The 25211-nt window shown below is 55.1% G+C and carries 23 protein-coding genes and 1 pseudogene; 18 read left to right on the plus strand and 6 right to left on the minus strand.

The features are described 5' to 3' along the window. Positions 1–50 precede the first annotated feature (50 nt). Together HMPREF9697_RS11225 and HMPREF9697_RS11230 are read left to right on the plus strand one after the other, a co-directional pair. Positions 51–1604, plus strand: a complete 1554-nt coding sequence (locus HMPREF9697_RS11225; protein ID WP_002717333.1) for a thymidine phosphorylase family protein — start codon at positions 51–53, stop codon at positions 1602–1604. Then, the gene (locus tag HMPREF9697_RS11230; protein ID WP_002717334.1) at positions 1601–3193 is read left to right on the plus strand and encodes an MBL fold metallo-hydrolase RNA specificity domain-containing protein; all 1593 of its coding nucleotides are present in this window, start codon (positions 1601–1603) and stop codon (positions 3191–3193) included. Before HMPREF9697_RS11225 ends, HMPREF9697_RS11230 begins: the two co-directional genes overlap by 4 nt. A gap of 110 nt (positions 3194–3303) precedes the next feature. On the opposite strand, the gene HMPREF9697_RS11235 is transcribed toward HMPREF9697_RS11230, so the two are convergent. Next, a complete protein-coding gene (locus tag HMPREF9697_RS11235; RefSeq protein ID WP_002717335.1) occupies positions 3304–5325 on the minus strand; it encodes a protein-L-isoaspartate(D-aspartate) O-methyltransferase in 2022 nt (673 codons plus the stop codon). A 227-nt stretch (positions 5326–5552) separates the two neighbouring features. Between HMPREF9697_RS11235 and HMPREF9697_RS11240 the strand changes: the two genes are divergently transcribed. The 4 genes from HMPREF9697_RS11240 (at position 5553) to HMPREF9697_RS11250 (ending at position 7807) form a co-directional block, all read left to right on the plus strand. Next, on the plus strand, positions 5553–6110 hold the full coding sequence (locus tag HMPREF9697_RS11240) for a nitroreductase (RefSeq protein WP_002717336.1): 558 nt from the start codon (positions 5553–5555) through the stop codon (positions 6108–6110). Positions 6111–6155: 45 nt separating this feature from the next. Then, positions 6156–6374 (plus strand): ChaB family protein, encoded by a 219-nt coding sequence (locus tag HMPREF9697_RS20400; RefSeq protein WP_002717337.1) that lies wholly within the window; start codon positions 6156–6158, stop codon positions 6372–6374. Positions 6375–6482: 108 nt separating this feature from the next. Further along, the gene (locus HMPREF9697_RS11245; RefSeq protein ID WP_002717338.1) at positions 6483–7058 is read left to right on the plus strand and encodes a nucleoside deaminase; all 576 of its coding nucleotides are present in this window, start codon (positions 6483–6485) and stop codon (positions 7056–7058) included. 137 nt (positions 7059–7195) lie between these two features. Beyond that, entirely contained in the window at positions 7196–7807 is a 612-nt protein-coding gene (locus HMPREF9697_RS11250; RefSeq protein WP_002717339.1) for a GAF domain-containing protein, read from the plus strand. 105 nt (positions 7808–7912) lie between these two features. Here HMPREF9697_RS11250 and HMPREF9697_RS20935 read toward each other — a convergent pair. Both HMPREF9697_RS20935 and HMPREF9697_RS21475 read right to left on the minus strand, forming a co-directional pair. Further along, positions 7913–8011: pseudogene (locus tag HMPREF9697_RS20935) on the minus strand (IS5/IS1182 family transposase); the annotation flags it as partial. Between the two features lie 126 nt (positions 8012–8137). Further along, complete coding sequence (locus HMPREF9697_RS21475) at positions 8138–8248, minus strand: universal stress protein (protein WP_347329771.1); 111 nt, start codon at positions 8246–8248, stop codon at positions 8138–8140. Between the two features lie 315 nt (positions 8249–8563). On the opposite strand from HMPREF9697_RS21475, the gene HMPREF9697_RS11255 reads away from it, so the two are divergent. Both HMPREF9697_RS11255 and HMPREF9697_RS11260 read left to right on the plus strand, forming a co-directional pair. After that, on the plus strand, positions 8564–9250 hold the full coding sequence (locus HMPREF9697_RS11255) for a CBS domain-containing protein (RefSeq protein ID WP_002717340.1): 687 nt from the start codon (positions 8564–8566) through the stop codon (positions 9248–9250). 226 nt (positions 9251–9476) lie between these two features. Then, positions 9477–10322, plus strand: coding sequence for a universal stress protein (locus HMPREF9697_RS11260; RefSeq protein ID WP_002717341.1), 846 nt, complete (start codon positions 9477–9479; stop codon positions 10320–10322). 331 nt (positions 10323–10653) lie between these two features. On the opposite strand, the gene HMPREF9697_RS11265 is transcribed toward HMPREF9697_RS11260, so the two are convergent. Together HMPREF9697_RS11265 and HMPREF9697_RS11270 are read right to left on the minus strand one after the other, a co-directional pair. After that, positions 10654–11193 (minus strand): cytochrome b, encoded by a 540-nt coding sequence (locus HMPREF9697_RS11265; protein WP_040308240.1) that lies wholly within the window; start codon positions 11191–11193, stop codon positions 10654–10656. A gap of 245 nt (positions 11194–11438) precedes the next feature. Beyond that, entirely contained in the window at positions 11439–11846 is a 408-nt protein-coding gene (locus HMPREF9697_RS11270) for an EF-hand domain-containing protein (protein WP_002717343.1), read from the minus strand. Between the two features lie 212 nt (positions 11847–12058). On the opposite strand from HMPREF9697_RS11270, the gene HMPREF9697_RS11275 reads away from it, so the two are divergent. The 3 genes from HMPREF9697_RS11275 (at position 12059) to HMPREF9697_RS11285 (ending at position 15931) form a co-directional block, all read left to right on the plus strand. Beyond that, complete coding sequence (locus HMPREF9697_RS11275) at positions 12059–12946, plus strand: MBL fold metallo-hydrolase (protein WP_002717344.1); 888 nt, start codon at positions 12059–12061, stop codon at positions 12944–12946. Positions 12947–13256: 310 nt separating this feature from the next. Beyond that, positions 13257–13952 carry a VIT1/CCC1 transporter family protein gene (locus HMPREF9697_RS11280; RefSeq protein ID WP_002717345.1) on the plus strand — a complete coding sequence of 232 codons (696 nt, stop codon included), beginning with the start codon at positions 13257–13259 and terminating at the stop codon, positions 13950–13952. A 2-nt stretch (positions 13953–13954) separates the two neighbouring features. After that, complete coding sequence (locus tag HMPREF9697_RS11285) at positions 13955–15931, plus strand: heavy metal translocating P-type ATPase (RefSeq protein ID WP_002717346.1); 1977 nt, start codon at positions 13955–13957, stop codon at positions 15929–15931. Between the two features lie 194 nt (positions 15932–16125). On the opposite strand, the gene HMPREF9697_RS21765 is transcribed toward HMPREF9697_RS11285, so the two are convergent. Further along, on the minus strand, positions 16126–16422 hold the full coding sequence (locus HMPREF9697_RS21765; RefSeq protein ID WP_488225857.1) for a hypothetical protein: 297 nt from the start codon (positions 16420–16422) through the stop codon (positions 16126–16128). On the opposite strand from HMPREF9697_RS21765, the gene HMPREF9697_RS11290 reads away from it, so the two are divergent. From HMPREF9697_RS11290 to chrA, 7 genes are all read left to right on the plus strand, one after another. Further along, the gene (locus tag HMPREF9697_RS11290; protein ID WP_488225858.1) at positions 16393–17316 is read left to right on the plus strand and encodes a TolC family protein; all 924 of its coding nucleotides are present in this window, start codon (positions 16393–16395) and stop codon (positions 17314–17316) included. The genes HMPREF9697_RS21765 and HMPREF9697_RS11290 overlap by 30 nt on opposite strands. Next, on the plus strand, positions 17313–20594 hold the full coding sequence (locus tag HMPREF9697_RS11295; RefSeq protein WP_244597953.1) for an efflux RND transporter permease subunit: 3282 nt from the start codon (positions 17313–17315) through the stop codon (positions 20592–20594). Before HMPREF9697_RS11290 ends, HMPREF9697_RS11295 begins: the two co-directional genes overlap by 4 nt. A gap of 107 nt (positions 20595–20701) precedes the next feature. Continuing rightward, positions 20702–21241 carry a cytochrome b gene (locus HMPREF9697_RS11300; RefSeq protein WP_002717349.1) on the plus strand — a complete coding sequence of 180 codons (540 nt, stop codon included), beginning with the start codon at positions 20702–20704 and terminating at the stop codon, positions 21239–21241. A gap of 433 nt (positions 21242–21674) precedes the next feature. Beyond that, positions 21675–21977, plus strand: a complete 303-nt coding sequence (locus HMPREF9697_RS20410; RefSeq protein WP_002717350.1) for a hypothetical protein — start codon at positions 21675–21677, stop codon at positions 21975–21977. Between the two features lie 74 nt (positions 21978–22051). Further along, the gene (locus HMPREF9697_RS20415; protein ID WP_002717351.1) at positions 22052–22369 is read left to right on the plus strand and encodes a YMGG-like glycine zipper-containing protein; all 318 of its coding nucleotides are present in this window, start codon (positions 22052–22054) and stop codon (positions 22367–22369) included. Between the two features lie 718 nt (positions 22370–23087). Continuing rightward, positions 23088–23906, plus strand: coding sequence for a chromate resistance protein ChrB domain-containing protein (locus HMPREF9697_RS11320; RefSeq protein ID WP_002717353.1), 819 nt, complete (start codon positions 23088–23090; stop codon positions 23904–23906). 23 nt (positions 23907–23929) lie between these two features. Then, positions 23930–25069 carry a chromate efflux transporter gene (chrA, locus tag HMPREF9697_RS11325; protein WP_051053920.1) on the plus strand — a complete coding sequence of 380 codons (1140 nt, stop codon included), beginning with the start codon at positions 23930–23932 and terminating at the stop codon, positions 25067–25069. The last annotated feature ends 142 nt before the right edge of the window (positions 25070–25211 follow it).

Below are 25211 nucleotides of genomic sequence, written 5' to 3' on the forward strand. Positions count from 1 at the left end.
ATTTAGAGGGCAAACGCGAGATCGAAAAATAGATGAGCAGGATCGACACAATGATGGTTTCGGCTAAAACCAGTGAGACCTGCCGCCCTTCCCTTAAACTTCGCTTCGTGAATCTGGATACAGGCCGGGAGAATGTCGCTGTGATCTCGCGGAGGTCCCAAGCGTTGCGCCCCGACGTCTTCCGGGGATTCAGTCGGGTTCAAATCCAGTGCGGAGATAAAACTCTTCTCGCTACCTTGTTAATCACGGATGATGAAACACTCGTCGGAACGGATGAATTGGGGCTCGCTGCTCCGGCATTTAGACGGATCAGCGAACCCGAAAATGCACGTGCGACGGTTTCTCCTGCGCCGCCGCCGAAGAGCCTGGATTTCGTCAGATCAAAGATTCAAGGCGATGTACTCAACCCCGCCGAAATCAAGACGATTGTCGATGACCTGATAAATCATCGATATTCGGAACTGGAGATTGCTGCTTTCCTCGTGGCCACGGCCCGCTTGATGACAAGTGAGGAAATGCTCTCGTTGACATCTTCGATGGCCGTGGCAGGTACCCAGCTTCGATGGCAGCAGCCGATGATCGTCGACAAGCACTGCATCGGAGGCATTCCCGGCAATCGAACCTCGATGATCGTCGTCCCGATTGTCGCAGCGCACGGCCTTACTATGCCGAAAACCTCGTCGCGAGCGATTACCTCCCCCGCAGGTACTGCCGACACGATGGAGGTTCTGGCCAAAGTCGACATCAATCCCGATCGGATGAAGCAAGTGGTCGAAACATGTGGGGGATGTCTTGTCTGGGGAGGTCACGTTAACCTATCGCCTGCAGACGATATTCTCATCTCGGTCGAGCGCGTGCTGGGGCTGGACACCATCGAACAAATGGTCGCCTCCATCATGTCAAAGAAGATCGCCGCCGGAGTCACCCATCTTCTCGTTGACATTCCTATTGGCTCCTCGTCCAAGGTCCGCACACCTGCTGAGGCACTACGCCTGAGAAAATTGTTCGAACTGGTGGGAGATCATTTCGGCATTGCCGTGGAAGTCGTCACCACCGAAGGCCGCCAGCCGATTGGGTGTGGTGTAGGACCGTTTCTGGAAGCCAAGGACGTGATGGCCGTGCTTGAGAACAGGCCGGATGCTCCCCAGGACCTTCGAGAAAAATCCCTCAATCTCGCAGCCCACCTCCTAGAATATGATCCGGCTCTGCGAGGCGGCACAGGTTACGCCAGGGCACTTGAACTGTTAGAGAGTGGAGCCGCTCTTCAAAAATTGCAGAGCATTATTGCAGCACAAGGCGAGCCGCCCCACCCGGTAAATCTGGGACAGCTACGAAGAGATATCGTTGCATCAAAAGACGGAATCATCAACGGCATCGACTGTCTGAGAATAAACCGCATTGCCCGTATCGCCGGTGCACCAATCGACAAAGGCGCCGGCATCCAGATCTTTAGGAAGATCGGAGATCGGGTCGCCAAAGGCGACCCTTTATATCGGATATTTGCTTCTGAAGCGTCAGGCTACGATCTCGCCGTTCGCGCATCGTGTGAGCAGGACGGAATTTCCATAGACCACAGTCCGAGCGTCGATGTGAGAACGTCATGAATACGACTATTCAATTCTGCGGCGCAGCTCACACCGTTACGGGTTCCTGTTACGTTTTCAACACCGGTCAGTCGCGCTTTCTGGTGGATTGCGGGATGTTTCAGGGCTCAAAAACTTTGAAGTCCATGAACTACGGACCCTTTCCCTTCGACCCTCACGAATTGGATGTTCTGCTCCTCACTCACGCGCATATCGATCATAGCGGGCTCATTCCAAAACTTATAAAGAATGGGTTCAAAGGACGCGTTTTGGCGACGCAAACCACCATCGATTTGTGTTCTTACATGCTGCCCGACGCCGGCGGCATTCAAGAAATGGAGGTAAAAAGTCTCAATCGACGCAATCAGGCCCGCGGCAGAGGGCCAGTCGACGCAATCTATACCCGGGAGGATGCGGTCAACGCCCTCGGATCTTTCAGCGCGGTCGAATATGAAGCGTGGATCGAAGCAGCAAAAGGAGTCCGTGCACGCTACTGGAATGCAGGCCATTTGCTTGGATCAGCATCAATCGAACTCGAGATCGATGATGGGACGACAGGTGCACCACTTCGAATTCTGATGTCCGGGGATATCGGACCAGACGGAAAGCTTCTTCAGTCCCCTCCCTTGGGACCAAACGGTCTCGATTATGTGGTTTGCGAGTCTACCTATGGCGACATGGTGCGCCCTCCCTTTACAGCAGAACAGCGTCGCATCCACCTCGCCCTTGAGGTCCAGGAAGCAGCAGCCGGCAAAGGCCCCCTGATCATTCCCGCATTCGCTGTTGAGCGAACACAGGAACTGATCGTCGATCTGGTTGGTCTAATGGAGGGCGACAAGATACCGCGCTGCCCGATCTTCCTCGACTCTCCTCTCGCCATTCGTGCGACCGAGGTTTTTCGAAAACATTCCGCGGCCCTGGGCCCGGACGCAGACGCCAGCCGGCTTTTGAACTCACCTCAACTACGATTTAGCGAGAGCGCCGAAGATAGCAAAGCAATCGAAAGATTATCGGGTTTTCACGTAATCCTGGCCGGAAGCGGCATGTGCGAAGCCGGGCGAATTCGTTACCATCTCAAAAATTGGCTGTGGCGCAAGCAGGCGACCGTGCTGCTGGTGGGCTTTCAGGCTTACGGCACACTGGGCCGGATTCTCCTTGATGGCGCCAAGGCGGTTCGCATTCAGGGAGAAGAAATTCGGGTGAACGCGCGAATCCGAAAGATGGATGAATATTCCGGCCATGCCGACGGATCCCAGCTTGAAAGCTGGATCAAGGCCCGGCTTCCGATCCGGAATGGATTATTCCTATCACACGGGGAAGATGCCGCCATGGAAGGATTCAGAAAAAGAATCGCGGATAATATTTTTCCTGCGAGCCAGATCTTCCTTCCTGTTCTCGACGAAATCTACGCTCTCACGCCGCAAGGCGCACAACCGCGTCCTTCTACGCGGCGACGCCTCCAGCCCGAAGCCGTCACGCATCTTGATTCCCATAATGATATGTCGGAGCTTATCTTGGATCTCAATGACAAGATTGAAGCCGCGGCGGATGAACGTGCACGGCGATTGATTATCAGGCGCCTTCGCCGCACGCTTGACGAACTGCCCTGATGTTACGGAACTGCTGGAGGCTCACGGTAAAGCTGCGAGTATCTTGTCCGACAAGCAAGTATCAACAACTTGACATCTCTCATACGCTTCCTGCTCCTAAAAGCGGAACCTCAAACTCCAAACGGGTAGGTATCTGGAAGGTCCTTGACGGCCTCTGTATCCAAAGGTGTTACCGCGTGGGTATCGTCGAACCAGATGTATTCGTCGAACTGCCCTGGTAGATTGCTTCGGAAATAATGACTCTCCCGTTCTGTTTCAGGCCGATAGATCACGCCAATTGCGCGTTCCAGGCGCTCCTCGCCAAGGGCCGCTGGTCCACGCAAATACCCATCGTCACGCAGGCCCAACATAAACCGCGACAGACCTGTCGCATGACACAAGCGCTCGTAACTTTCTGGAACTGAGGGGCGGACCGTTTTGATCTCCATCGGTCCATTCCAATCGGAGGCCGCAGCCACCGTCCCGCTATGGGTACCAAACCCCACAAGATACGCCAGAGCGCCAAACTTCTCGCGGCAGAGCTGTCCCAGATTATGTTCACCACGCGCAGCCATTTCAGTCGCAGCTGCGTTACCTATGTGAGAATTATGCGCCCAAACTATCGCCTTGCTGCCAAGGCCGTGAAACGCGAGCAAATTCCTCAGCGTTTCGAACATGTGACTATCGCGCAAATTCCAGGACGCTCGAGAGCCATAATACATAGTGCGATAGTAACGCTCGGCATTTGCCACGAGACGCGCATTCTGTTCAGCATCGAGGAACCGCTCACCATCATGTTCTGCGTATACCCGGCGTTTTGCAAGAAGGTCTGTAAGCGTACGCACGACATAAGGTTCGCATAGCGGATAAGAACCGGTTAGAGCTGCATGGCCATATGTTGCCGGATCATGCTGCCAAGGTGTCAAGCAACCATAGCGCTCACGGGCGATCCGAGCCGACTCCGGATCCACCTCATCGAGATAGTCCAGCACAGATCTGATCGAATCGTAGAGACTATAGAGATCCAGACCGTGAAACGCGATGCGCTCTTCACGCCCGAGCGTTCCGTTGTATTTCCGTAACCAGCTGACGAAATCTCGAACCTCAGTATTTCGCCACATCCACGTGGGGAATCTGGCGAAAGCCGTCCATTCAGAAGGCGGATACTGGAAATGCCGCACATAATGGTCGACGCGAGCGGCGTCCGGCCAGTCTGCTTCGACGGCAATAAAACGAAATCCTTTCTTGATAATAAGATCGCGCGCGATTCTATCGCGCATGCGATAAAATTCGGAGGTGCCGTGGGTAGCCTCGCCAAGCAAAACTATTCGCGCAGAACCAATTCTGTTCAGCATAGAGTTGAGATCGGCCGTCTCAATGGACGGAAATGATTCCGCTGTTTCCCCAATATGTCGGATCAGCATTTCGTCGTGGGGCGTTACGGGCTTTATTGCGCCACCACGCGCACCTGTGAACCTTTCTTCCTGAGCGCTCGCCCATCCTTCGTCCCCGATCAATGGGACAAAACGGACATCCGCGATATCTTCGCTCCGGTACTCATCCGCCGAAATGCGTGTAATCCGTATAAGCTCCTGGCCTAATCGTTCACTGCCGACCGGCATTACAAGCCGGCCACCTATTTTCAACTGATGTTTAAGCGATTCCGGAACTCTCGGCCCCCCAGCAGCCACTACGATCGCATCAAAGGGAGCATGCTTTGGCCATCCTTTGGTTCCGTCCCCATGCAATACATGAACATTATGATAGCCTAACTCCGCGAGCAGTATGGCAGCTCTCTCAGCAAGCGGCCCAAGTCGCTCGACGGTGTAAACAGCACCCGCGATCTCCGACAATACGGCCGCGGCATATCCAGATCCGGCACCGATCTCGAGGACTCTCTCACCGCCCTTGAGCAGCAATGCTTCCGCCATGAAGGCTACGATATAAGGCTGCGAGATTGTCTGCTCTTCCGCAATCGGAAGCGGAGCATCCTCGTAAGCAAATTCGCGCAGCCTTTCCGGCAAAAACAACTCACGCGGCACCCGCCTCATGGCTTCGAGCACCAGTTCGTCGCGAACGCCCCGCGCAGTGATATGGCGTTCGACCATCTGCTTGCGAAGAGACTGAAATGATACTTTGTCCGAATAATTCATGGCAACGCCCCTTCGTGATTCATAGGAAGAATCAAAAAGTAATCCTGCAATCGCCTGCTCTTTAGCGCTGCCAACCAGCGACGATCCACTCGACATCCCGAATGAAACAATCAAACAGCCAATCGGCCCGTAACCCCATAATTTTCCAATCAGCGACCAAATGGTTTGATCAATATCAAGACCGAACCATCCGATGGCGTTTGAATATAATCGATCGGAGACAGACCATGGATATCAGCGAAGCCATTCGCGGCCGACGAGCTGTTCGCGAATTCACGACGCAACCCGTGAGCGAAATTATCCTGAGCGAACTGGTCGACGCCGCGATTCAGGCTCCCAGCGCCGTCAATCAGCAGCCGTGGCTATTTACAATAGTCAGCAATAAGGAATTGCTGGCGCGCATCTCCACTGAAGCAAAATCCCATATGCTTCGAGCATCTCCCACCGCGCTGGCTTCGCATCATTTCTTGAATATTCTCAATGACGAGACATTCGATATCTTCTACGGCGCACCCGCGCTGATTATTATCTCTGCACCCAAAGGTCCGTGGGCTGTTGAGGATTGCTCGTTGGCTGCAGAAAACTTGATGCTGGCGGCGCATGCGGCGGGGATCGGGACATGCTGGATCGGCTTTGCGCAGGGCTGGCTCGGAACTCCCAACGGAAGGTCGGCAATAAAATTGCCGGACGGATATGCACCTGTTGCTCCAATCATTGCGGGTCATCCGAAATCGGCACCACCTGCAGTATTAAGGAAGATTCCGAGAATTGATTGGATATTATAGTAACGCCATCACGCGCTTCACCTGATCAATGGGGAGGCTACTACCTTGCCATATGCATCGGTCGACAAACTGCCCGCATCCATACAAGTGCATTTACCGTTCCATGCTCAGGAGATTTACCTGGCTGCCTTCAATAATGCCTGGAAGGACTACTCAGCAGGCAGCCTTCGGCAGCGAGAGCAAACAGCTCACCGGATCGCGTGGGCAGCGGTCAAACGCAAGTATCTCAAATATGGCGACAATTGGATTTCACGTGAATTCTAGCTGATGCCGCGCTTGTGGTAAGCGACTAGAACCGCGTCGAATTTCGTAGGTTTTCAAACCGCCTTCCAAACAATACTCAAAGTGACCGATAGATCTGACATTGCCTTGATGAAGCGTTGCATTGCCCTGGCGAAATCGTCCGTGGCTGCGGACGAACGCCCCTTTGCAGCCGTTATTGCATACAACGGCGCATTCCTTTGTGAATCGATCAACAGGGCGAGACAGGATCACGACGTCAACCACCACGCGGAAGTTCTTGCGATTTCGATTGCGCAGAGGATCCGAGGCCGGAATCTATCTGATTGCACCATCTATTCGACAATCGAACCTTGCGCGCAATGTGCATACGCAATTCGAGAGGCTCAGATCGGGAGGGTTATTTACGGGCTCAAATCCCCATTGATGGGCGGACATTCTCGCTGGGCCATCTTATCAGATCCGAAACTGTCCAAAGCCCTTCCCGAGGTATTTCTGCCAGCTCCCGAGATTGTATCAGGATTTTTGCAAGACGAAGTCGAAGCCCTCTTTGACCAGTGGAATCCCTTAATGTGGCGCATCATCAAAGCGCGAGGAATATTCGTCAGCGATGCAAGTGCAGGAAGCGTCTTGCCACCGCCTCAAATGCGCCTCACAGCCAGGCTCGGCAGGTTGCTTAGGGCGCATGTGATCGACCGCTTCAGATAGTTAGGCTAACACAGCCGCGCTCCTTGGGATTTCAATCCTGCCTATCCGAGGAAATCCCCGCTCTCCCTCCCTTGACTTTTTAGCTATCCAAGTGAGACTTCAGCGGCGGGCTGACCTTCTTCAACTCGAGCGCAGCAATGCGACGATTTTTGGTTCGAGAAAACATCAGGCTTTATAAGAATCAGCTGGCTTCAAAGCGTAACGATGAAAATCGCGAGGTATTAGAGAAGCTTCTCGCCGAGGCCGAGGATGAACTCGTCCATTTGGAGAATCTCTGGTTATGGACGTGTCCGCAGCGCCCAATTTCACAACAGTCTGGGACGGCGATCGAGCGCATCCTTGACGACATCGTCACAAGGAGTAATGCGGCTTTTGGCAGTGTGCAGCTTTATGATGAAAACTCTGGCGCACTTTACCTCATTGCTCAGAACAACTTAGACGGAATCTTGACCGAGAAATTTGCTGTCGTTCGAGCTGGTGACAGCACAATCGGTGCGCAAACCCTAAAGGCTCATGTATCGATTATTATTGAGGACGTCGACAATGGGTGTAATGACAAAAATCTTCTAGATTGGACCCGGCCTCTAGCCGTGCGCTCCATTCACACGACACCTATACTCGATCGCGATGGAAAGTTTGTCGGAGTATTTTCAACTCTATTCTCGCAGCCAAATGCAATGACCGACCGAGAAAGAGACGATAATGGACGCTATGCCGAGGAACTCAGCCGGCTGTTCGCGGAGCTTTAGTTTCCGCTTTTTTCTAGCCACACAGATCGCGCTAAACGTGTCATTTTCGTTAGATATACGCGCTTCTCAGCAGATCGTTGGGCATCCAACGCTATGGCATGCCTATCTTACAATGTAGCACAGCCCGTTGAATATCTCGCGAAGCGGGTGGTTCCGTTGCCCGATGCTCTCCGACAATAAGGTCAGATAGGGCGCAACAACCATTCCGACACATCCGATGGATACCGCTTACATGATTCGATTATCCCGTAAGCCTCAAAATATACTCTCAGTTAGCCCCTAACAGCCGCCAGTCTATCGTCAGAAAAGGCAGCTCCATTCTTAATCGATTTAATGCGGCATGAAGACAGGAACTGTCATCGTAGAGCAAATTCCACGCATCGCACCTCCTAAGATGAATTCACGCAACCGCGAATGTCCGTAGCAGCCCATTACAATCATGCTAGCTGCGCGCTTCGCAGCGTACAAAAGAATGACATTCTCTACGTCAGCGTCTGCATCAGGCAGCGCACCTTGGAATCCATTCACGCCTTCGGTCTTTTCATCTGTAACGACAACTAATTCTGTCGCCGCTGCTTTTTCAGAAACGACAATGAAACATTAAAACCGCGCGCCGCCGCATTGCTTCCATCCCAGCAACAGATAACAGCCTAAGCTTAAGAAAACACATTTCTAGGTGGTTGATCTGCGTCAACTGCCCTTCCCCGCAAGCCGCCAATCTTATCAAAAGCAAACGCAGGCAAAGGAGACGCTCCAATGAAAGTAAGAGACGTTATGACCAAGCATCTTGTGAGCATTTTGCCCGACGTACACGTGCGTGAAGCGGCTCAGATGATGGCTAGCAATGGAATCAGCGCACTGACCGTTGTCGACGAACTCGGGTCTCTTGTTGGCATTCTTTCCGAAGGCGACTTGTTGCACCGGCGTGAATTGAATACAGAGACGCGCCGCTCCTGGTGGCTCGACCTATTCGCATCTGATCGCGATCTTGCTGCCGATTATGTTAAATCGCACTCCCGGAGAGTGCGAGACGTCATGACCACCAAAGTTATCGCTGCATCTCCGGACGACACCCTCGGAGAGGTCGCCAGACGTTTCGAGAAGCATCATATCAAGCGAATGCCTGTGATCGAAAATGGACGTCTGATTGGCATTGTCACTAGGGCGAACCTGGTTCAGGCTCTTGCCAGTACAAAAGAGCTACCTTCGCCACGGGACACGGATGCTATGATAAAACGCGAAATCGACCACAGGATCGCGGAGCAGCCTTGGGCTCGTCGTCCATTCAGCATTTGCGTCAGCAATGGCAATGTGGACATAACCGGGATCGTTTATAATGACAACGAACGCGATGCGATCCGCGTAGTAGCTGAAAATACACCCGGCGTAGGGATCGTAGTGAATAACTTACGCGTGGTCGCGCGCCCCATTGAAGACGGCTAGCCTGCAGGCTGGCAGCCATCATGGGTCATGGGGCCTTGAAGCCAGGATTGCATCTCAGGCTGTATAGCTCCAGATCGTCGGCTCGACTTGGACGATTGCACAATCCGACTCACCAATTCAAACGTCACTTGATCTCACTCAAAAGCTTCATCTAACGACCGACTAAAGTTCCGAACACGGTTGGCTTGTGAGTGCCGCTTTCGTCACGCGCTCCCAGGAGGACAAAATGATAATTCAAGATGCGATGTTGGTTCTAAAAGCCTATCCAACACCAACCAGTGAAGAGGTCATCGCTTCTGGAGTTCGGTTGGCTGGATCGCTCAACTGTCGTATCTTTGCTTTTGTACCAGAAACTCTGATTCAACTTCCAGGTTCGTTTCTGGGGAGTTCGCTGATAAACATCTCGGGCATGGCGGCTCTCGAGATGGACAAGAGCAAACGAAATGCGGCCACGCTTATCAAGCTTTTTCGGGATTTAGCGGAACGAAATGGAATACAGTACGAAGTTATAAAGGAACGAGAACTGGCAGGCCGGATCCCTGCTTTGACGGCCGAGTACGCTCGCTTTAAGGATTTGATTCTTCTGCCGGTTAGCCCAAATGACCCGGTCGATCAGTGGGATACCGAGACCATCATTTTTAACTCCGCTCGACCGATTCTGCTGTTACCAGAGCGGAACATCTTGCCAAATACATCCATAGATTCAATCGGAATCGCTTGGGACTACAGTCGGGCAGCAGCTCGTGCCGTAGCTGATGCAATGCCTATTCTTAGGCTTGCAAAAAAAGTGCACGTTGTAGTCGCCCTCAACGAGAAAGACTTCGACATTACTCGAAAGACACACGAAATCGGCGCTTATTTAGCTCGGCATCAAGTCAATGTTGAAGTTCACGAAATTGATTCCGCTGGACAATCTATCGGCGAGGTGCTGAAAGATTTCACCAATCATCGTAGGCTAGACTTATTGGTGATGGGAGCCTACGGCCATTCTCGTTTTCGAGAACTCGTCCTTGGAGGCGCGACGAGATTCATGATTGCCAATCCGCCCGTTCCTTTGTTGCTTTCACACTGATGTTGAAATCGCCTTCGAGGAAGCATTTGTGCCTATAGCGAATGGGTATTGAACCACGGATCAGTGAAGCCCTGCGATGTTGGTCAGGGCCTGTGTATATCCGCAGATGCTCTCGTTCCATTAGGATTAATCATCCTCGACAATATTACGCGCAAGTAGCGAAAGTCCATCGATCGTTACCGCTGGATCGAGAGCGCTCCCACCTGGATCCAGTTTGCGAAATGTGGGCCAACACGCTGCTGATATGCGGGTGCCCGCGAACAGCGTCAGCGTGCGGACGCGAACAGCTCATCGCGTCCAAGCCGCCATCATCGGGGGCATAGTCGGCTAGCTATGAAGATTTGCCGGGCCACATTCTTTGCACTATGCGATCCTTGTAAACTAGCTGGTGCATGAGTGCCGCGCCCACATGAACAGTAATCACGGTGAACAGCGCCCATTCCATGATCTGATGCAGTCCGTCGATCCTGTGAATGAGTATCGAATTTTGTGATGTTAGCATCGGCAATGGAATGACGAAGAATAGTGATACTGCCCATCCACGTGCTGAAGCAAAAAGCCATCCGCTCAGCGTCGTTGCGAGAACGAGTGCATAGAGCAACCAATGGATAAGCTCGGAAAGATTGCGCTGCCATGCCGATAGCGAAGTATCTTGCGCGACCGGATGCGCCTGACGCCACACGAAACGGAACACGACTAAGACCAAAATCAAAATACCGAGCGAGATATGAAGCCCCATCGGGGTACCAGGTGGTCCGCGATGGACATCCGGCATTAGCCACCCGATCGAATATTGTCCGAGCAGCATCACTACGACCAGCCAGTGCAAGATCTTGGCGATAGCGCCATAACCTTGTGCGTATTTGACAATCACAAAGACTTCCTTGTTTGGATGCGATCTTTTTGGTTTGGCCAATCGGCCAATGCCACGACCCAAAGCGCCAACACATTGACCATCCATACATCATGGCCTGTTCCTTCAATTCATGTGGCAGCTTTTGTTTGTAGATAGCCAATCGCGCCCAGATAGGGGGTGATCGGGATCAATAATCTTTTCGGCAAATGTCGGCCAACTTCCGGGCAGCCGGCTTGCCCCACACCTCGACATAAATTTTTCTACTTCTCACTCATACCCAAGTACATGAATGCACGCATTTCTTCCGGGGTAAGCTTGCCATCCTTGTTGCTATCCATTGCTTTGAAGAGCCGTTCGTGCGCGGTCTGAAACTCTTGCAATGAGATGACTCCGTCACCATCGGCATCCATCAGCGCGAAAATCATACGAAACATCATTGGCAATCCCGCCGCGTGATTGCCCATCGCGGAGTGGTCCTTCATGCCGGGGCCCATCATTCCCATCATGCCTTTCTGTTCTTTTGACTGGTCAGAGGGAGACGCTGTTTGGGAGGGAACGAGCACTTGATCCTGCCTAAAGTAGTGACCCTCATGATCGGTTGGCGATTGCGCGTATACGGGATAGCTCAGGGCAGCGAACAGAAGCGCTGTGAGAATTGAGCGTGGCATGGAACTTCTCCGACGTTGGTACAAGGTAGCAAGGATGCCCACTTGCACGGAGCTCGGCTTGACACAGGTCAACATGCCATATGGAGAAAAAAGTTACAGGCTTCTGCGATCGATGGGCGGGTCCGACCAATAGCTTGTTTAAGCCTATCAAAGGATCGGTATCCTAAACTAGGCAAGATCAAACGAACTGGTGACATTAAGAGATTCAAGCCATGTCAGAACAACCCATTATCCGGGCGTTTTTCGACGAACCAACCAATACGGTGAGCTATCTGGTCGCCGATCCGGTGACAAAGAAAGCTGCTATCATTGATCCTGTGTTTGACTACGAACCCAGCTCGGGTGAGGTGGACACCCGATCGGTCGAGGCTATGCTGAAGGCCAGCGGAGAGGCGTGTTATGAAATCGAATGGGTGCTCGAGACACATGCCCATGCCGACCATCTCTCGGGTGCGCTTTTCGTCAAGGCGAAGACCGGCGCCAAAATCGGCATAGGTGAACACATCAAAGATGTGCAACGCATCTTCCGGCCGATATTCAACGCGACCGATTTAAAAACGGACGGTAGCGACTTCGACTATCTATTTAAGGACGGTGAGCGCTTCAAGATCGGCGAACTCGACGTGGAAGTGCTCTACACGCCGGGGCATACGCCAGCCGACGTCTCTTACAGGATCGAAGATGCCGTGTTCGTGGGCGATACTCTGTTTATGCCGGACTATGGTACGGCACGGGCTGACTTCCCCGGCGGGGATGCGCACAAGCTCTATCGATCAATCAAACGACTCCTTGCGTTGTCCTCGGAGACGCGGCTGTTTATGTGTCACGACTACAAGGCCCCCGGCCGTGACGTCTACGCTTGGGAGACGACAGTACGAGAGGAGCGCCAGAAAAACATCCATCTCAAAGAAGGCATCACAGAAGATGAATTCGTGGCCATGCGCCAAGCGCGGGACACTAAGCTGTCAGCACCAAGGCTGTTGCTGCCCTCAATCCAAGTCAACATCCGTGCAGGAAAATTCCCGCCCGCTAAAGCCAATGGGGTGCACTACCTCACGATTCCTGTAAAGCTGAAGGGCGGAGCACAAATCTGCGTTTAGGTGCGAGTCCTTAAGCAATTCTTGCTCAGCTAAATGTGGCCAAGGCAGTGTCTCAAGCTATGCAGGATTACGGCACGTTCCCCACTAAACCAGTCCGGCCTCATGTGCACATCCATATTCCCCACAGATAACTGTACGATATAATATTTAGAATCATTCTAATATGTTGACGCGCAACCGCACTCGTGTCATTTCTTTAGAATGGTTCTAATCTCTTTGTTCAAGACAACCTGTCGGCCTCATCGCTGCCGACACCCGAACAAAGACGCTGTGTTTCAGAACCTACAATTCACGGTCTGGAGCATTTTCGATGCGCGCCCTTCACAAAGAAACCCATCTGATCGAACGTATCGGATGGCTTCGAGCGGCGGTGCTGGGCGCTAACGACGGACTGATTTCGACATCCAGCCTCATCGTGGGTGTGGCAGCCGCAACCCCGGCTTCTCACGAGATTCTTGTGGCAGGTGTCGCGGGGCTGGTCGCCGGCGCAATGTCGATGGCAGCAGGAGAATATGTCTCGGTCAGCTCCCAGGCCGACACTGAAAAAGCGGATATGGCGCGTGAACAGCACGAACTGGCCACTCAGCCAGAGGCTGAACTAGCTGAACTCGCCGCGATCTATGAACAACGCGGCTTGTCGGCCGATCTGGCTCGTCAGGTTGCTGAGCAGATGATGGCAAAGGATGCATTTGAGGCGCATGCGCGTGACGAACTTGGCCTGACGAGCCATGTGATGGCGAGACCCGTCCAGGCGGCCTTCACGTCCGCAGTGACGTTCTCTATAGGTGCCGCTCTGCCACTGATCGTTGCTTTGCTCGCGCCGCCGAGAACGACAACCTGGACTGTATCCATCACTTGCTTGATCGGACTTGCTGTTCTTGGAGCAATCGGCGCTCGCACAGGCGGCGCCAGCATATGGAAGCCGACTGCGAGGGTGGTGTTCTGGGGTGCAGTTGCTCTGGCGTCGACGGCCATCATTGGTTTCCTTGTTGGGCGGGCAGTCTGAACATGAAGCGCGTGTCGTTCGACTTGCCGACCTTTATGTCGTTGTTGGCCGCCCTGGGCATGATCCTCGCCATGGCCGGGAGCTGGTTGCCGGGCGAAGGACTTGCCATTCTTCGGTGGCCTGGGCTGGTACTCGTCTATCTCGCGGGTGGGCTTCCTGCTCTGTGGAGCGCGGTGTCGGCGCTTTGGCGAGATCACATCCTCGATATCGATCTCCTGATGGTGGTTGCCGCTATTGCTGCCGCCATCGTGGGTGCGCCGTTCGAAGGCGCTGTGCTGCTGACACTCTTCAGCGTATCGACCACGCTTGAACATCAAGCGCTCGGGCGTGCGCGTCGCGCAGTCGAAGCTCTGATGGCGCTTCGCCCCGAAACGGCGTTTCGCAAGAACAAGGACGGCACAGTTGTGGAGGTCCCCGCCGCCGAGCTTACGGTCGGCGATGTCGTGATTTTGCGCCCTGGCGCTCGCGTGCCGACCGACGGCGTAATCATCCAAGGCCGGGGCGGTGTCGACGAAGCGAACATCACAGGCGAATCCATGCCTGTTTCCAAGGAACTAGGACAACAGGTGTTCGAAGCCACCGTGAATCTCGATGGGGTTTTGGAAGTTGCCGTCACCAGGACAATCGGCGACAGCACGATCGCGCGCATGATTAAGCTTGTAACGCAAGCTCAGGAGGCAAAAGCCCCGTCTGAGCGATTCAGTTCCTGGTTTGGACAGCGCTACACCATTGCAGTCATCCTGGGTGCGCTGCTCGCCTTTGCCGCGTTTTACTCGCTTGGCCGTGACTGGGAGCAGGCTCTCTACAAGGCCGCAACGCTGCTCGTTGCCGCTAGCCCCTGCGCAATCGTCATATCGGTGCCAGCCGCGATCCTGTCGGCCCTTTCAGCGGCCGCACGAGGCGGTGTGTTGTTCAAGGGAGGCAGTGCGCTTGAAACACTGGCCGCCGTCGATACCTTCGCCTTTGACAAGACCGGCACACTCACCAATGGCCGTGCAGTGGTAACGCGGATTATTGCTCTGGATGGAGATGAACGGCGCTTTCTGTCACTTCTGGCCGGGCTCGAAGCCCATTCCGAGCATCATATCGCGACAGCCATCCGTCGGGAGGCTGCGGTACGCGACATCGCGCCGGCGAATGTTATCGATGTCAGCTCCCGCCCGAGCGCAGGCATCGTCGGCTCGGATGAGCTTGGCCCGCTATGGGCGGGCAACCCCCGCCTTGTGAGGGATATGGGCGGATCCGCTGATCGCGCTGAGTTTCGGGAATTGGCCGACAGCACGCAAACCGTTGTCTATCTGGGGCGCGGATCGACTGTCCTGGGAGCCGTCAGTGTGGCGGATGAGGCAAGAATCAGCTCCGCCCCGGCGCTCGCCGCCCTGCGGGATGGCGGTGTCCGCCGCATCGTCATGATGACAGGCGACCGCAGGCCGGTGGCTCTACGGATCGGGGCGGAGCTTGGCCTCACTTCCGACGAAGTCCATGCCGAGATGCTCCCGGAGGACAAAGTCCGTCGCGTGGGCGAACTGGCGGGGCATGGCAAGGTCGCCTTCGTTGGCGACGGCGTGAATGACGCTGCGGCACTGGCACGCGCTGACGTCGGCATCGCCATGGGCGCGGCCGGCTCGGATGTTGCTCTTCAGGCAGCCGACGTCGCGTTGTTGTCGGAAGACATGAAGAAACTGGCTGATGCGCACGGTCTGGCTCGCCGCACAGCTGCGATCATTCGGCAGAATCTCACTGTTGCGATCGGCGCCATGCTGGTGCTCGTGACAGGCGGCCTATTTTTCGATCTGCCGCTTCCGATGGCGGTAATCGGACACGAGGGCGGGACCGTGCTGGTTGTCCTGAACGGGTTGCGGCTCCTGTCGGATAGGATTCGGCGAAACACGAACGAAATTTCATCGACACGCCAGACGTGGAGCGACCGAAGCGCATCGACGCTCCCGTCGAAAACGTTTTCCGCCAAAATATCGTAACGGCAAAGCTGACCCGAGTCCCTGGGCCATTTCCGCAAATGAGGTCAATTAAATTGAAGCGATGCCATCGCGCCTGCAGTGACACCGATCACGCTGACAAGGGTCAATCTATGCCCACGTGGCTTTCGATTATCATTTCCACGGCTGCACTCGCTCTGGCTGCGCCGGCCCATGCCCAGCCACCGAAGCCCGTATCAATCGATGCGCTCGCCAACATCGTTGTATCGAGCAATCCCGAGCGGCGGTTTTATGTACAGCAGATCGGTCTCGCGGGTGTCGAACGCGACGCCGCGAATCGGCTGCCAGATCCCGAAATAGCATTTGAGCTCGGACAACGTCGAACGTCCGATGTCCTGACCGGCATGCCGACGGGTGATGGGCCTACATACGGCGTGTCCCTCATGCAGCCACTTGATTTCGCCGGCCGGGGCGCTCTGCGTCGGGCTATTGCCGAACATCAAGTGGCATTGGCGCGCATCGGTCTTGCGCAATTCGATGCTACATTGGTCAGCCGGGCGCATTCGCTCGGCTACTCGCTATTTGCAGCGGAACAGAAGGCAATCGCGGCACGCGACGTCGCGACGCGGATGCGAGCGCTCGCGGAAGTGGTGGCGCAACGTGAAGCGGCTGGCCCTGCACCTGCGCTGGATGCGGCGATCCTGGAGGCCGGCGCTATCACCGCCGAACGCAACGCCGCCACTGCCGAGGCTGAAGCCCACGCCAGCCTCTATGAGTTGAACCAGCTGCGGGGAGCACCTCTTGGCGTAAGCATTCGCGTCGCTCGCCCTGATATTCGGCTTGTCGCGCTTCCAGCCGTGGGCCGCATGACGCGAGAGGTGGATGCCAACAATTTTGAGCTTCAGTCCCTGCGCACACAAACACGACAGCAGGGACTGCGTGTTGACATGGCGGAAAAATCGCGCGTGCCGAACGTGGCGGTCGGCCCTTATTATAATCACGCAAAATCTGACATTCGCGAGACCAATTTCGGTGTCCGGCTGACGACATCGCTGCCGCTTTGGAACAGCCAGGCGGCGGGCGTAGCGCAAGAGCAGAGCCGCCAGTCCGAAGCTAACGTCGCATTGCTCGCGGCCCAGCGAAGGATAGCACGACAAGTTTACGAGCGTGCCGCACTTTACGAGACCAAGCGCCGGGCGCTGGCGAACTGGCCTATATCCTCCGCGGACAAGCTCGCGGCCACAGCAGCTGCTGCCGACAATCTTTTCCGGCAGGGTGCGATCCCAACCGCAACCTATGCGGAAATGCAACGCCAATATCTCGACGCTTTATCGGCCGTGCTGGATACGAGGCGCGAAGCCTTGGAGGCCTCACTTCAACTCCGTGCGCTTAACGGGGGGCGCCGCTTCGGCGGCATGAGCCAATGATGCGCCAACTGCTTCATTGGGTAAGCAGCCGCCCGGCTGCTATAGGCGCAATGGCTCTCCTGGTCGCGGCCTTCGGAGTTTGGTCATTCCTGCAGCTTGAGGTTGACGCCATCCCCGACATCACCGGGGTGCAGGTGCAAATCAACACGACTGTGCCGGCATTTGCGCCGGAGGAAATCGAGCGTCTCGTAACCTTGCCGATCGAGCGGGCAATGGCCGGCCAGCCGGGCCTTCGCGACATGCGATCGCTGACCAAGACTGGGTTGTCACAGGTTACCCTGCTTTACGAAGATGGCACCGATCAGCTTCGTTCACGCCAGCTTGTCACCGAAAGATTAGCAACGGTCCGTGACATGCTCCCTGCTGGATCCACGTCACAGCTTGCGCCGATCACCACGGGACTTGGTGAGATCTGGTATTATACGCTCGAATGGGTACAGCCTCCGGCTAGACTAGACGAACAGCAGCAATTGATGGAGCTGTACGAGGCTCAGGAGTACATCGTCAAGCCGATGCTCCGCGCGACCCCGGGCGTAGCAGAGGTGAACTCCAACGGCGGCCTCGAACGGCAGTTTGTCGTTGAGCCCGACCTTAGCCGACTAACGGCGGCGGGCGTCACGCCTACCGAGCTTGCCCTGGCTGTAGGTGCCAACGTGGAGAATGCCGGCGGCGGAACAATTACCGCAAATGGTCAGCGCTTCACCTTGCGGACTGAGGCACGGGTCACAACCGTGGACATGATCCGTGCGCTGCCTGTCAAATTTGCTGGAAGCGTCCGGCCCCTCACAGTTGGCGACTTGGCTACCGTAACAATCGGTCATGCCTTGCGTGAAGGTGCAGCAACCGCCAACGGCAAAGAGACCGTTCTCGGCACGGTGATGATGCTCGTGGGCCAAAACAGCAGGGATGTTGCCAAACGCGTCGATGCACGATTGCCGGATCTGCGCGCGGCGCTGCCGAAGGGTATGGCCCTGCGCGTCCAGTATGACCGCTCCGAATTGGTGGATCGCACCGTCGCGACGGTCGAACGCAACCTTGGCGAAGGCGCGTTACTGGTTGCCGTGGTGTTGTTGGTCGTGCTCGGCAATTGGCGAGCGGCGATGATCGTCGCTCTCGTTATTCCGCTCGCATTTCTGATGATGATTACGGGCATGAACGTGCTTGGCGTTTCCGGCAATCTGATGAGCCTGGGAGCACTCGATTTCGGTCTCATCGTCGATGGCGCGATCGTGGTTGTTGAAAATGCCATGCGCCTGATGAGTCAAGCCAGCGCGGAAAAGAAGCGAGAGCTAACAGCGCGCGAACGCCGTACGATTGTTGTTGAGGCGACAAGTGGCGTGGCGCGCCCTGTCTTTTTCGGCGTTGCCATCATCACCCTTGTCTACGTGCCAGTGCTCAGCCTGGGCGGCGTGGAAGGCAAGCTGTTTCACCCCATGGCACAGGCTGTGATGCTCGCGCTGGGCGCTGCCCTGTTCGTCACCTTCACTCTGGTTCCGGCACTGTGCGCCTGGATGTTGCGTTCCAACATGAAGGCTCGCCAACACTCTGGCGGCGAAAATGGCGCCGCGGCCCGCACCAGTCACGATATCGGGCATAGCAGCGGCCTTTCTGGCTTTATCGCGCGCGGCTATGTCCCCCTCCTGAACTTTGCGCTCCGCCACCCTGCAGCATCGGTTTGCCTGGCAGTCTGCTTGGTGGGCGGATCGATTGCCGTTTTCCTGACGCTCGGCTCACAGTTCACCCCGCGCCTCGATGAGGGCTCCATCACGGCGATGGTTTACAAGCCAGTCGGAATGTCGCTCGACCGGAGTCTCGTGATCGAGCAAGAAACAGAGCGGGAAATTTTGCGACGCTTCCCACAGGTCACACGCACATTCTCGCGGATCGGCACCAGCGCAGTTGCGACCGATCCGATGCCGCCCAACGAGAACGACCTGTACATCTTCTACAAGCCGCTGGACCAATGGCCGCAAGGCGACGGCATGCCCCGCAACAAGGCCGAACTGGTCTCAGCCATTGAAAAAACAATAACGGCGGTTTTCCCCGAACAATCCTTTCTGTTCGCACAACCCATTGAGATGCGTTTCAACGAAATGCTGGAAGGTACGCGCGCTGATCTTTCGGTGAAAATATTCGGGAACGATTACGATATGCTTGAGAAGCTTGCCGCGCAGGCACGAGAGGAACTGCAGACCCTGCCCGGCACCGCCAATGTGCAATTTGAAACCGCCGACCGCACGCGCAGCCGAGTTGTCGACATCGATCACGAGGCGATGGTCCGCCTAGGACTTGGCGCCATGGAGGTGAACCGTGCCGTGACCTCGGCTATTGCCGGTGATGAGATCGGCTTCATCACCGAGGGCGATCATCGACATTCCATTGTCGTTCGCCTGCCCGAAATGCTCCGTGCTGACAACAAGTCGCTCCTCTCACTTCCGCTACGCGTCGGCACCACCGGTCTAGTATCGCTCGATCGGGTTGCTACTGTACGCGACACGCGAACGGTCGAACCAATCTTGCATGACAACGCCAAGCGTCGCGCGGCGTTGATGGTGAACCTCAACACTAATGATATCGAAGGCTATGTTACTGCGGCGAGAGCGCGGCTTGCCGACAAGCTGAAACTACCGGAGTCCTACCGCATTGAATTCGGCGGCCAGTTTCGCCAGTTGGAGGCCGCACGCAGCCGCTTGATGATTGTTGTACCTGCAGCACTGCTGCTGATCTTTGCATTGGTTTATTCTGCGGTCGGCAGCATACGCCAGGCAGCAGTCATCTATACAGGGATTCCGTTTGCGATCACCGGTGGCGTGTTAGCTCTATGGTTGCTCAACATGCCTTTTTCGATCACCGCTGCGATTGGATTCATAGCATTGTCCGGTATTGCGATGCTGAACGGTCTGGTGTTGGTCGATCATATCAATAGCTTGCGAAAAATTCTGCCGCTCGCAGATGCTGTACGACAAGCCGCTATGGACCGATTGCGTCCGGTGCTATCAACAGCCATGGTCGCTGGTATCGGCTTCATGCCTATGGCAATCGCCCAGGGCGCAGGGGCGGAAGTACAACGGCCGCTCGCCACCGTAGTCATCGGAGGGATTATATCCTCGACTGTACTGACGCTGCTGTTGCTTCCAACGATCTATCGCTGGGTAGAGCGGCGCTCCGCAGGTCACAACAGAGAAAAAAATCTTTCACCCAAAGATTTCGGTCAATTGTCAGCGCAGAAAACGAGCCTCTCCAACGGGTCATCTGAAGAGTCTACGTATTCCGCGTGAAGAATGCGCTGCGAATGTTCGGACAGAGACGACTGATCTGCATCAACGACACCGAGCGCACCGGGATGTCAATTATAGACACCGAACCTAAGGCGGAGTTTTAGGCAATGTCGCCAGTACTGCAGTATGGGATGACAGCTAAGATTCTACATTGGATGATAGTCGGGTTGCTAGCGGTCCAGTATCCGCTTGGTTGGCTTATGCCGGATATCCATCGTGGCATGCAACCTGGCGTCGGAATGACTCTTCACATCTCAATTGGGCTGCTCATTCTTGCCGTAATAGCTGCGCGGCTAATCTGGCGGATAACTCACCCCGTTATTCCAGAAAGTTCATTACCTCAATGGCAGAGACTCACATCTGAGCTGCTTCATTGGATGCTCTATATCATGATCCTGCTGACCGCAGTATCAGGCTGGCTCTTTGCTTCTTTTCGGGGCTGGTCGGCATCACTTTTTTATCTGCTTCCATTTCCCATGCTCACTTCTGAAGATGCCCAAGCGGTCAAAACAATTGATGGCCTCCACCAAGCGGCTGAATGGTTACTCCTTGGATTGGTAAGCGTGCATGTGATCGCCGCCTTGATCCATTTGTTTTATTACCGCGATAGGGTGATGGCTCGCATGCTGATAACAAACAAACACTAGCGCTTACGTCCGTTTGAATTTTTGGACCTCTCGTACGGGTGAATATCCTGAATGAGCCGCAAACTAGGCACTGATTATCATTAAGAGGATCGGCGCTTTTGACTGATGATACTTGATCCATTCTATAATTAGTTGGTGCAACCAGCAGCTAGCGCCGGGGCTAGCTTTCAAGCCTCCATCGACGCGAGAAAATTCCATGGCGTAATTGCGCAAGTAACCCGATGTCATGTTTGGTAAACAGTGCTTGGCGACCCGGCTATGAGGAAGGAATGACATCCTCATAAGTTCGCCGTGCCTCTTCAGCAAACCATTCATGTAAGCCGCAGACGCATCGATATCGAATTTCGGCAGAGCCACGTTCCGTCCGCAATTCATTCAATCGCCATTAATTTTGAGAAGCCTAGGCTGGGAACCTACTCCGACGGAGGCTTCTATGCGGAAGGTTGTTCTCGCTTTCATGGGCTTTGTGGCTGTCGGCACATTCGCCACGGTTGCCGACGCCAATGCGATGCCGATTGGGTCAGCTGCCCCGGTCGCATCAACGATCGACCAGGTTCGATTGGTCTGTGATGAATGGGGGCGGTGCTGGCGACGGCCGGACTATTATCGGCCCTACGGTTACTATGGGTATGGATACGGATATGATCGGCCATACTATCGCTACTATCGTCCTCGCTATTACAACGGCTATGGCTACGGTTATGGTGGTTGGCATCGCGATCGGTACGGATACTGAGCGATACGCAACGCACCAATATTGATGTTATGAGGTCTTGGATCCCAACGCCTCATGCGAGGGGAGGCGTTTGGATGAAGCTACTTAAGATCATCATCGCAGCAGCGGTTGTCACAACGGTGCTATCCGGTTGCGCGAATACTCCGCCGGAGCAGCGAACGGCAACCGGCGCCGTACTGGGCGGGGCTACCGGTGCTCTTCTCGGCAATGCTGTCGGTGGTGGTGTTGGTGGCACACTTCTTGGTGCCGGAGCTGGTGCGTTGCTTGGAGCGGCGGTCGCCGACTCAACCAATCCTTACCGAAATGGCCCGCCTATGTGTCGCTATCGTGCACCAGACGGCAGTGTCTATGTCGCGGAATGTGACGAGCGCTACTATCGAGGGCGATACTGAGCTTCCGGCGCTGAGCACGATTTTTACAAGCTCACATTAGGAGAACGACCTTTATGAAGATGAGAGCAACTTGGAAGACATGGATCCTCGCATCAACCGTCGCACTACTGGCAGCAGGTACATCGGCAACTGCGGCGCCACTATCGGCGAATCATTTGTTATCAACTGACGCTATTATGATTCAGGTCAAGGGTGGGCATGGGCGCGGTCATGGCGGCTGGCACGGAAATCGAGGAAAGCACCGCGGTTGGTATGTCGGACGTCATCGCGGCTGGTCTCACTCGCGGCATCGTCGCTTTTGGTGATTGCACCGTAATCTCGGCCGTTACGGCTGTAATGAGTTCCAGAATTAACCAGGAACGCTGCTATCAAGCTTAACTTCAATCCTTCGTTGCGCACATTTCTCGCTGGACTACGCTCGACTGACCGGACATTGCCGTTCGTCCGGACGGGTGACCCAGCGAAGCCGCCGGTGCGTTAATTTGCCGGCGGCTTCGTCATATACAGCTGGGAGGTGTAACCGGCGCGAGATATGATGAGACACGATACTTCCAAGACGACATCTACGCTCCTATCCCGATCTGCTTAGCCCCACTCTCTAACTAAACGAGATTGACAAAACCGAGGTTCGGGATTGTACTAACGGGCATGGGGAAGCGATCTCCCCACGAGGCGACATGCCCAAGAATCGCGTCCGATCATTTGAGAGGGACGCGCCATGTCTGCCATCAATTCGATATCACCCGAGAAGCTCATCAAGCTGGTTGGCACTGAATCTTGCCCAGTGCTTATCGACGTTCGTTCCGACGACAAGTTTCTGGAAAATCCAGTCCTGATTCCAGGAGCCCGGCGTTTTGAGGCTGCCAGTGCGGCAACCTGGGGAAAAGCTTTCATAAATCGCTCTGCCATCGTGATTTGTAAGAGCGGCTGCGCAGCGAGCGAAAGCGTTGCTGGCTGGTTGCGGCATTTTGGGGCTTCTGCCGATGTTCTGGATGGCGGCATGGATGCCTGGACAAAGGCTGGGCTACCGACTGTTCCAGCCGTTAAAATCCCAGCACGCGACGCGGACGCGCGAACGATTTGGGTCACGCGCGAGCGGCCAAAGATCGACCGCATTGCCTGCCCTTGGCTGATCCGCCGCTTCATTGATCCATCCGCTGTATTTCTGTTTGTCGCCCCGTCACAAGTCACCGCTGTTGCCGATCAATTTGGAGCGACTCCGTTCGACATCGAGGGCGTGCATTGGAGCCATCGCGGCGAACTTTGCACCTTCGATGTGATGGTTGAGGAATTTGGTCTTGGGACCAAACCGCTTTTGCATCTGGCAACATTGGTTCGCGCGGCGGACACAGCACGACTTGATCTTTTGCCTGAAGCGTCCGGCCTGCTGGCGGCTTCGCTCGGATTATCGCGCATCTATTCGAACGATCTTGAGCAGCTTGAGGCTGGAATGACGCTCTACGACGCCTTCTATCGCTGGTGCCGTGATGCGACAGGTGAGACTCACAACTGGCCGACGAGCAAGGTGAAGCCATGACCGGACATACCGAAAGCGGTCATATGGGCGAGTTAGTCCGCTATTTTCTGCGGCTTGGCTTTCTCGGCTTCGGCGGACCGGTGGCGTTGGTCGGCCAGATGGAGCGCGAGCTTGTTGATGACAAGAAATGGCTCACGAAAGAGCAGATGCGTGAAGCCATCGCCATCTGCCAGTCGTTGCCGGGGCCGCTCGCGATTCAGGTCGGCATCTACATTTCCTATTTGCGCTGCGGCTTCTGGGGAGCATGGGCCGGCGGCTGGACCTTTATCTTACCGAACTTCCTTATCGTCGCTGCTCTCGGCGCGCTCTATGTTTATCTTGGCGATCTTCAACCCATCACCGGCATCTTTTACGGCGTTAGCCCGGCGGTGATCGCGCTAATCCTGCATTCCTGTTATCGCCTCGCCAAACTTGGCATGGAAGACTGGCTGCAATGGGCAATAGCGGGGGTGTGCCTTGCTGTTACCGTCGCGCTGCAAGCGGAAGTGGCACTTCTGTTTATTGGCTCAGGTGTCGCCGGCATGCTCTATTATGGCAGCCTCTTCAAAAGAACGCCGGCTGCCCTTACTGTGACCGTACCGATACTGGCTCAGTTCGCACCGGGTGCGTCAGCCTCGATTCTCACCAAACTCTTGCTGTTCTTTCTCAAGGCGGGCTCGCTTACGTTCGGAAGCGGCCTTGTGATCGTGCCGTTTCTTCAACAAGGACTGGTGGAGCAGTTCGGCTGGCTCGACCAGCGCCAGTTTCTGATCGCCGTTGCGATCGGCATGATCAGCCCCGGCCCCGTGGTGATCACCGCGACCTTTGTCGGTTATCTGGTCGCGGGCTTTTGGGGATCACTGGTCTCCACTATCGGCATTTTCCTGCCGTCATTCCTACTCGTGCTGATTGCAGCACCTCTCCTCGCGCGATATCGCGGCAATCCCAACGTGCAGGGATTTGTCAAAGGTGCTTACGCAGCTGCGATTGGAACGATCCTGGGCGCTTGCATCCTGCTTGGGCGCATTGCCATTGGTGATTGGCTTACTGCGTTGATCGGAATCGTTTCGATAGTAATTCTATTCCGCTGGAAGGTGAGCAACCCGCTATTGATTGCGGCAACTGCCATTGTTGGCCTGATTGCATACCCGATGCTGCAACCAAGCTGGGTCATGGTGCACTAAGGCAGTCGAAGCGTAATGTCTGCTTTTGACCGAAGCGGGCCGCGGATCATTTTACGCCCAGTCTCGTAACTGCAGTCTGTCGTGGTTGACTGGCCCGACGATGTCGCGCCGCTCCTCGCCAGCCATTGGGTGCTCCGTCTGC

The organism is Afipia felis ATCC 53690 (assembly GCF_000314735.2).
GTDB classification, from domain to species: domain Bacteria; phylum Pseudomonadota; class Alphaproteobacteria; order Rhizobiales; family Xanthobacteraceae; genus Afipia; species Afipia felis.

Coding starts and splice junctions, on each gene's coding strand:
- HMPREF9697_RS11275 (WP_002717344.1), top strand. CDS start 12,059: ATGTCAGAACAACCCATTATCCGGGCGTTTTTCGACGAACCAACCAAT.
- HMPREF9697_RS20415 (WP_002717351.1), top strand. CDS start 22,052: ATGAAGCTACTTAAGATCATCATCGCAGCAGCGGTTGTCACAACGGTG.
- HMPREF9697_RS11320 (WP_002717353.1), top strand. CDS start 23,088: ATGTCTGCCATCAATTCGATATCACCCGAGAAGCTCATCAAGCTGGTT.
- HMPREF9697_RS11240 (WP_002717336.1), top strand. CDS start 5,553: ATGGATATCAGCGAAGCCATTCGCGGCCGACGAGCTGTTCGCGAATTC.
- chrA (WP_051053920.1), top strand. CDS start 23,930: ATGGGCGAGTTAGTCCGCTATTTTCTGCGGCTTGGCTTTCTCGGCTTC.
- HMPREF9697_RS11235 (WP_002717335.1), bottom strand. CDS start 5,325: ATGAATTATTCGGACAAAGTATCATTTCAGTCTCTTCGCAAGCAGATG.
- HMPREF9697_RS11270 (WP_002717343.1), bottom strand. CDS start 11,846: ATGCCACGCTCAATTCTCACAGCGCTTCTGTTCGCTGCCCTGAGCTAT.
- HMPREF9697_RS11280 (WP_002717345.1), top strand. CDS start 13,257: ATGCGCGCCCTTCACAAAGAAACCCATCTGATCGAACGTATCGGATGG.
- HMPREF9697_RS11230 (WP_002717334.1), top strand. CDS start 1,601: ATGAATACGACTATTCAATTCTGCGGCGCAGCTCACACCGTTACGGGT.
- HMPREF9697_RS11245 (WP_002717338.1), top strand. CDS start 6,483: ATGAAGCGTTGCATTGCCCTGGCGAAATCGTCCGTGGCTGCGGACGAA.
- HMPREF9697_RS11255 (WP_002717340.1), top strand. CDS start 8,564: ATGAAAGTAAGAGACGTTATGACCAAGCATCTTGTGAGCATTTTGCCC.
- HMPREF9697_RS11250 (WP_002717339.1), top strand. CDS start 7,196: ATGCGACGATTTTTGGTTCGAGAAAACATCAGGCTTTATAAGAATCAG.
- HMPREF9697_RS11225 (WP_002717333.1), top strand. CDS start 51: ATGATGGTTTCGGCTAAAACCAGTGAGACCTGCCGCCCTTCCCTTAAA.
- HMPREF9697_RS11300 (WP_002717349.1), top strand. CDS start 20,702: ATGTCGCCAGTACTGCAGTATGGGATGACAGCTAAGATTCTACATTGG.
- HMPREF9697_RS21475 (WP_347329771.1), bottom strand. CDS start 8,248: ATGATTGTAATGGGCTGCTACGGACATTCGCGGTTGCGTGAATTCATC.
- HMPREF9697_RS11295 (WP_244597953.1), top strand. CDS start 17,313: ATGATGCGCCAACTGCTTCATTGGGTAAGCAGCCGCCCGGCTGCTATA.
- HMPREF9697_RS20410 (WP_002717350.1), top strand. CDS start 21,675: ATGCGGAAGGTTGTTCTCGCTTTCATGGGCTTTGTGGCTGTCGGCACA.
- HMPREF9697_RS11260 (WP_002717341.1), top strand. CDS start 9,477: ATGATAATTCAAGATGCGATGTTGGTTCTAAAAGCCTATCCAACACCA.
- HMPREF9697_RS11285 (WP_002717346.1), top strand. CDS start 13,955: ATGAAGCGCGTGTCGTTCGACTTGCCGACCTTTATGTCGTTGTTGGCC.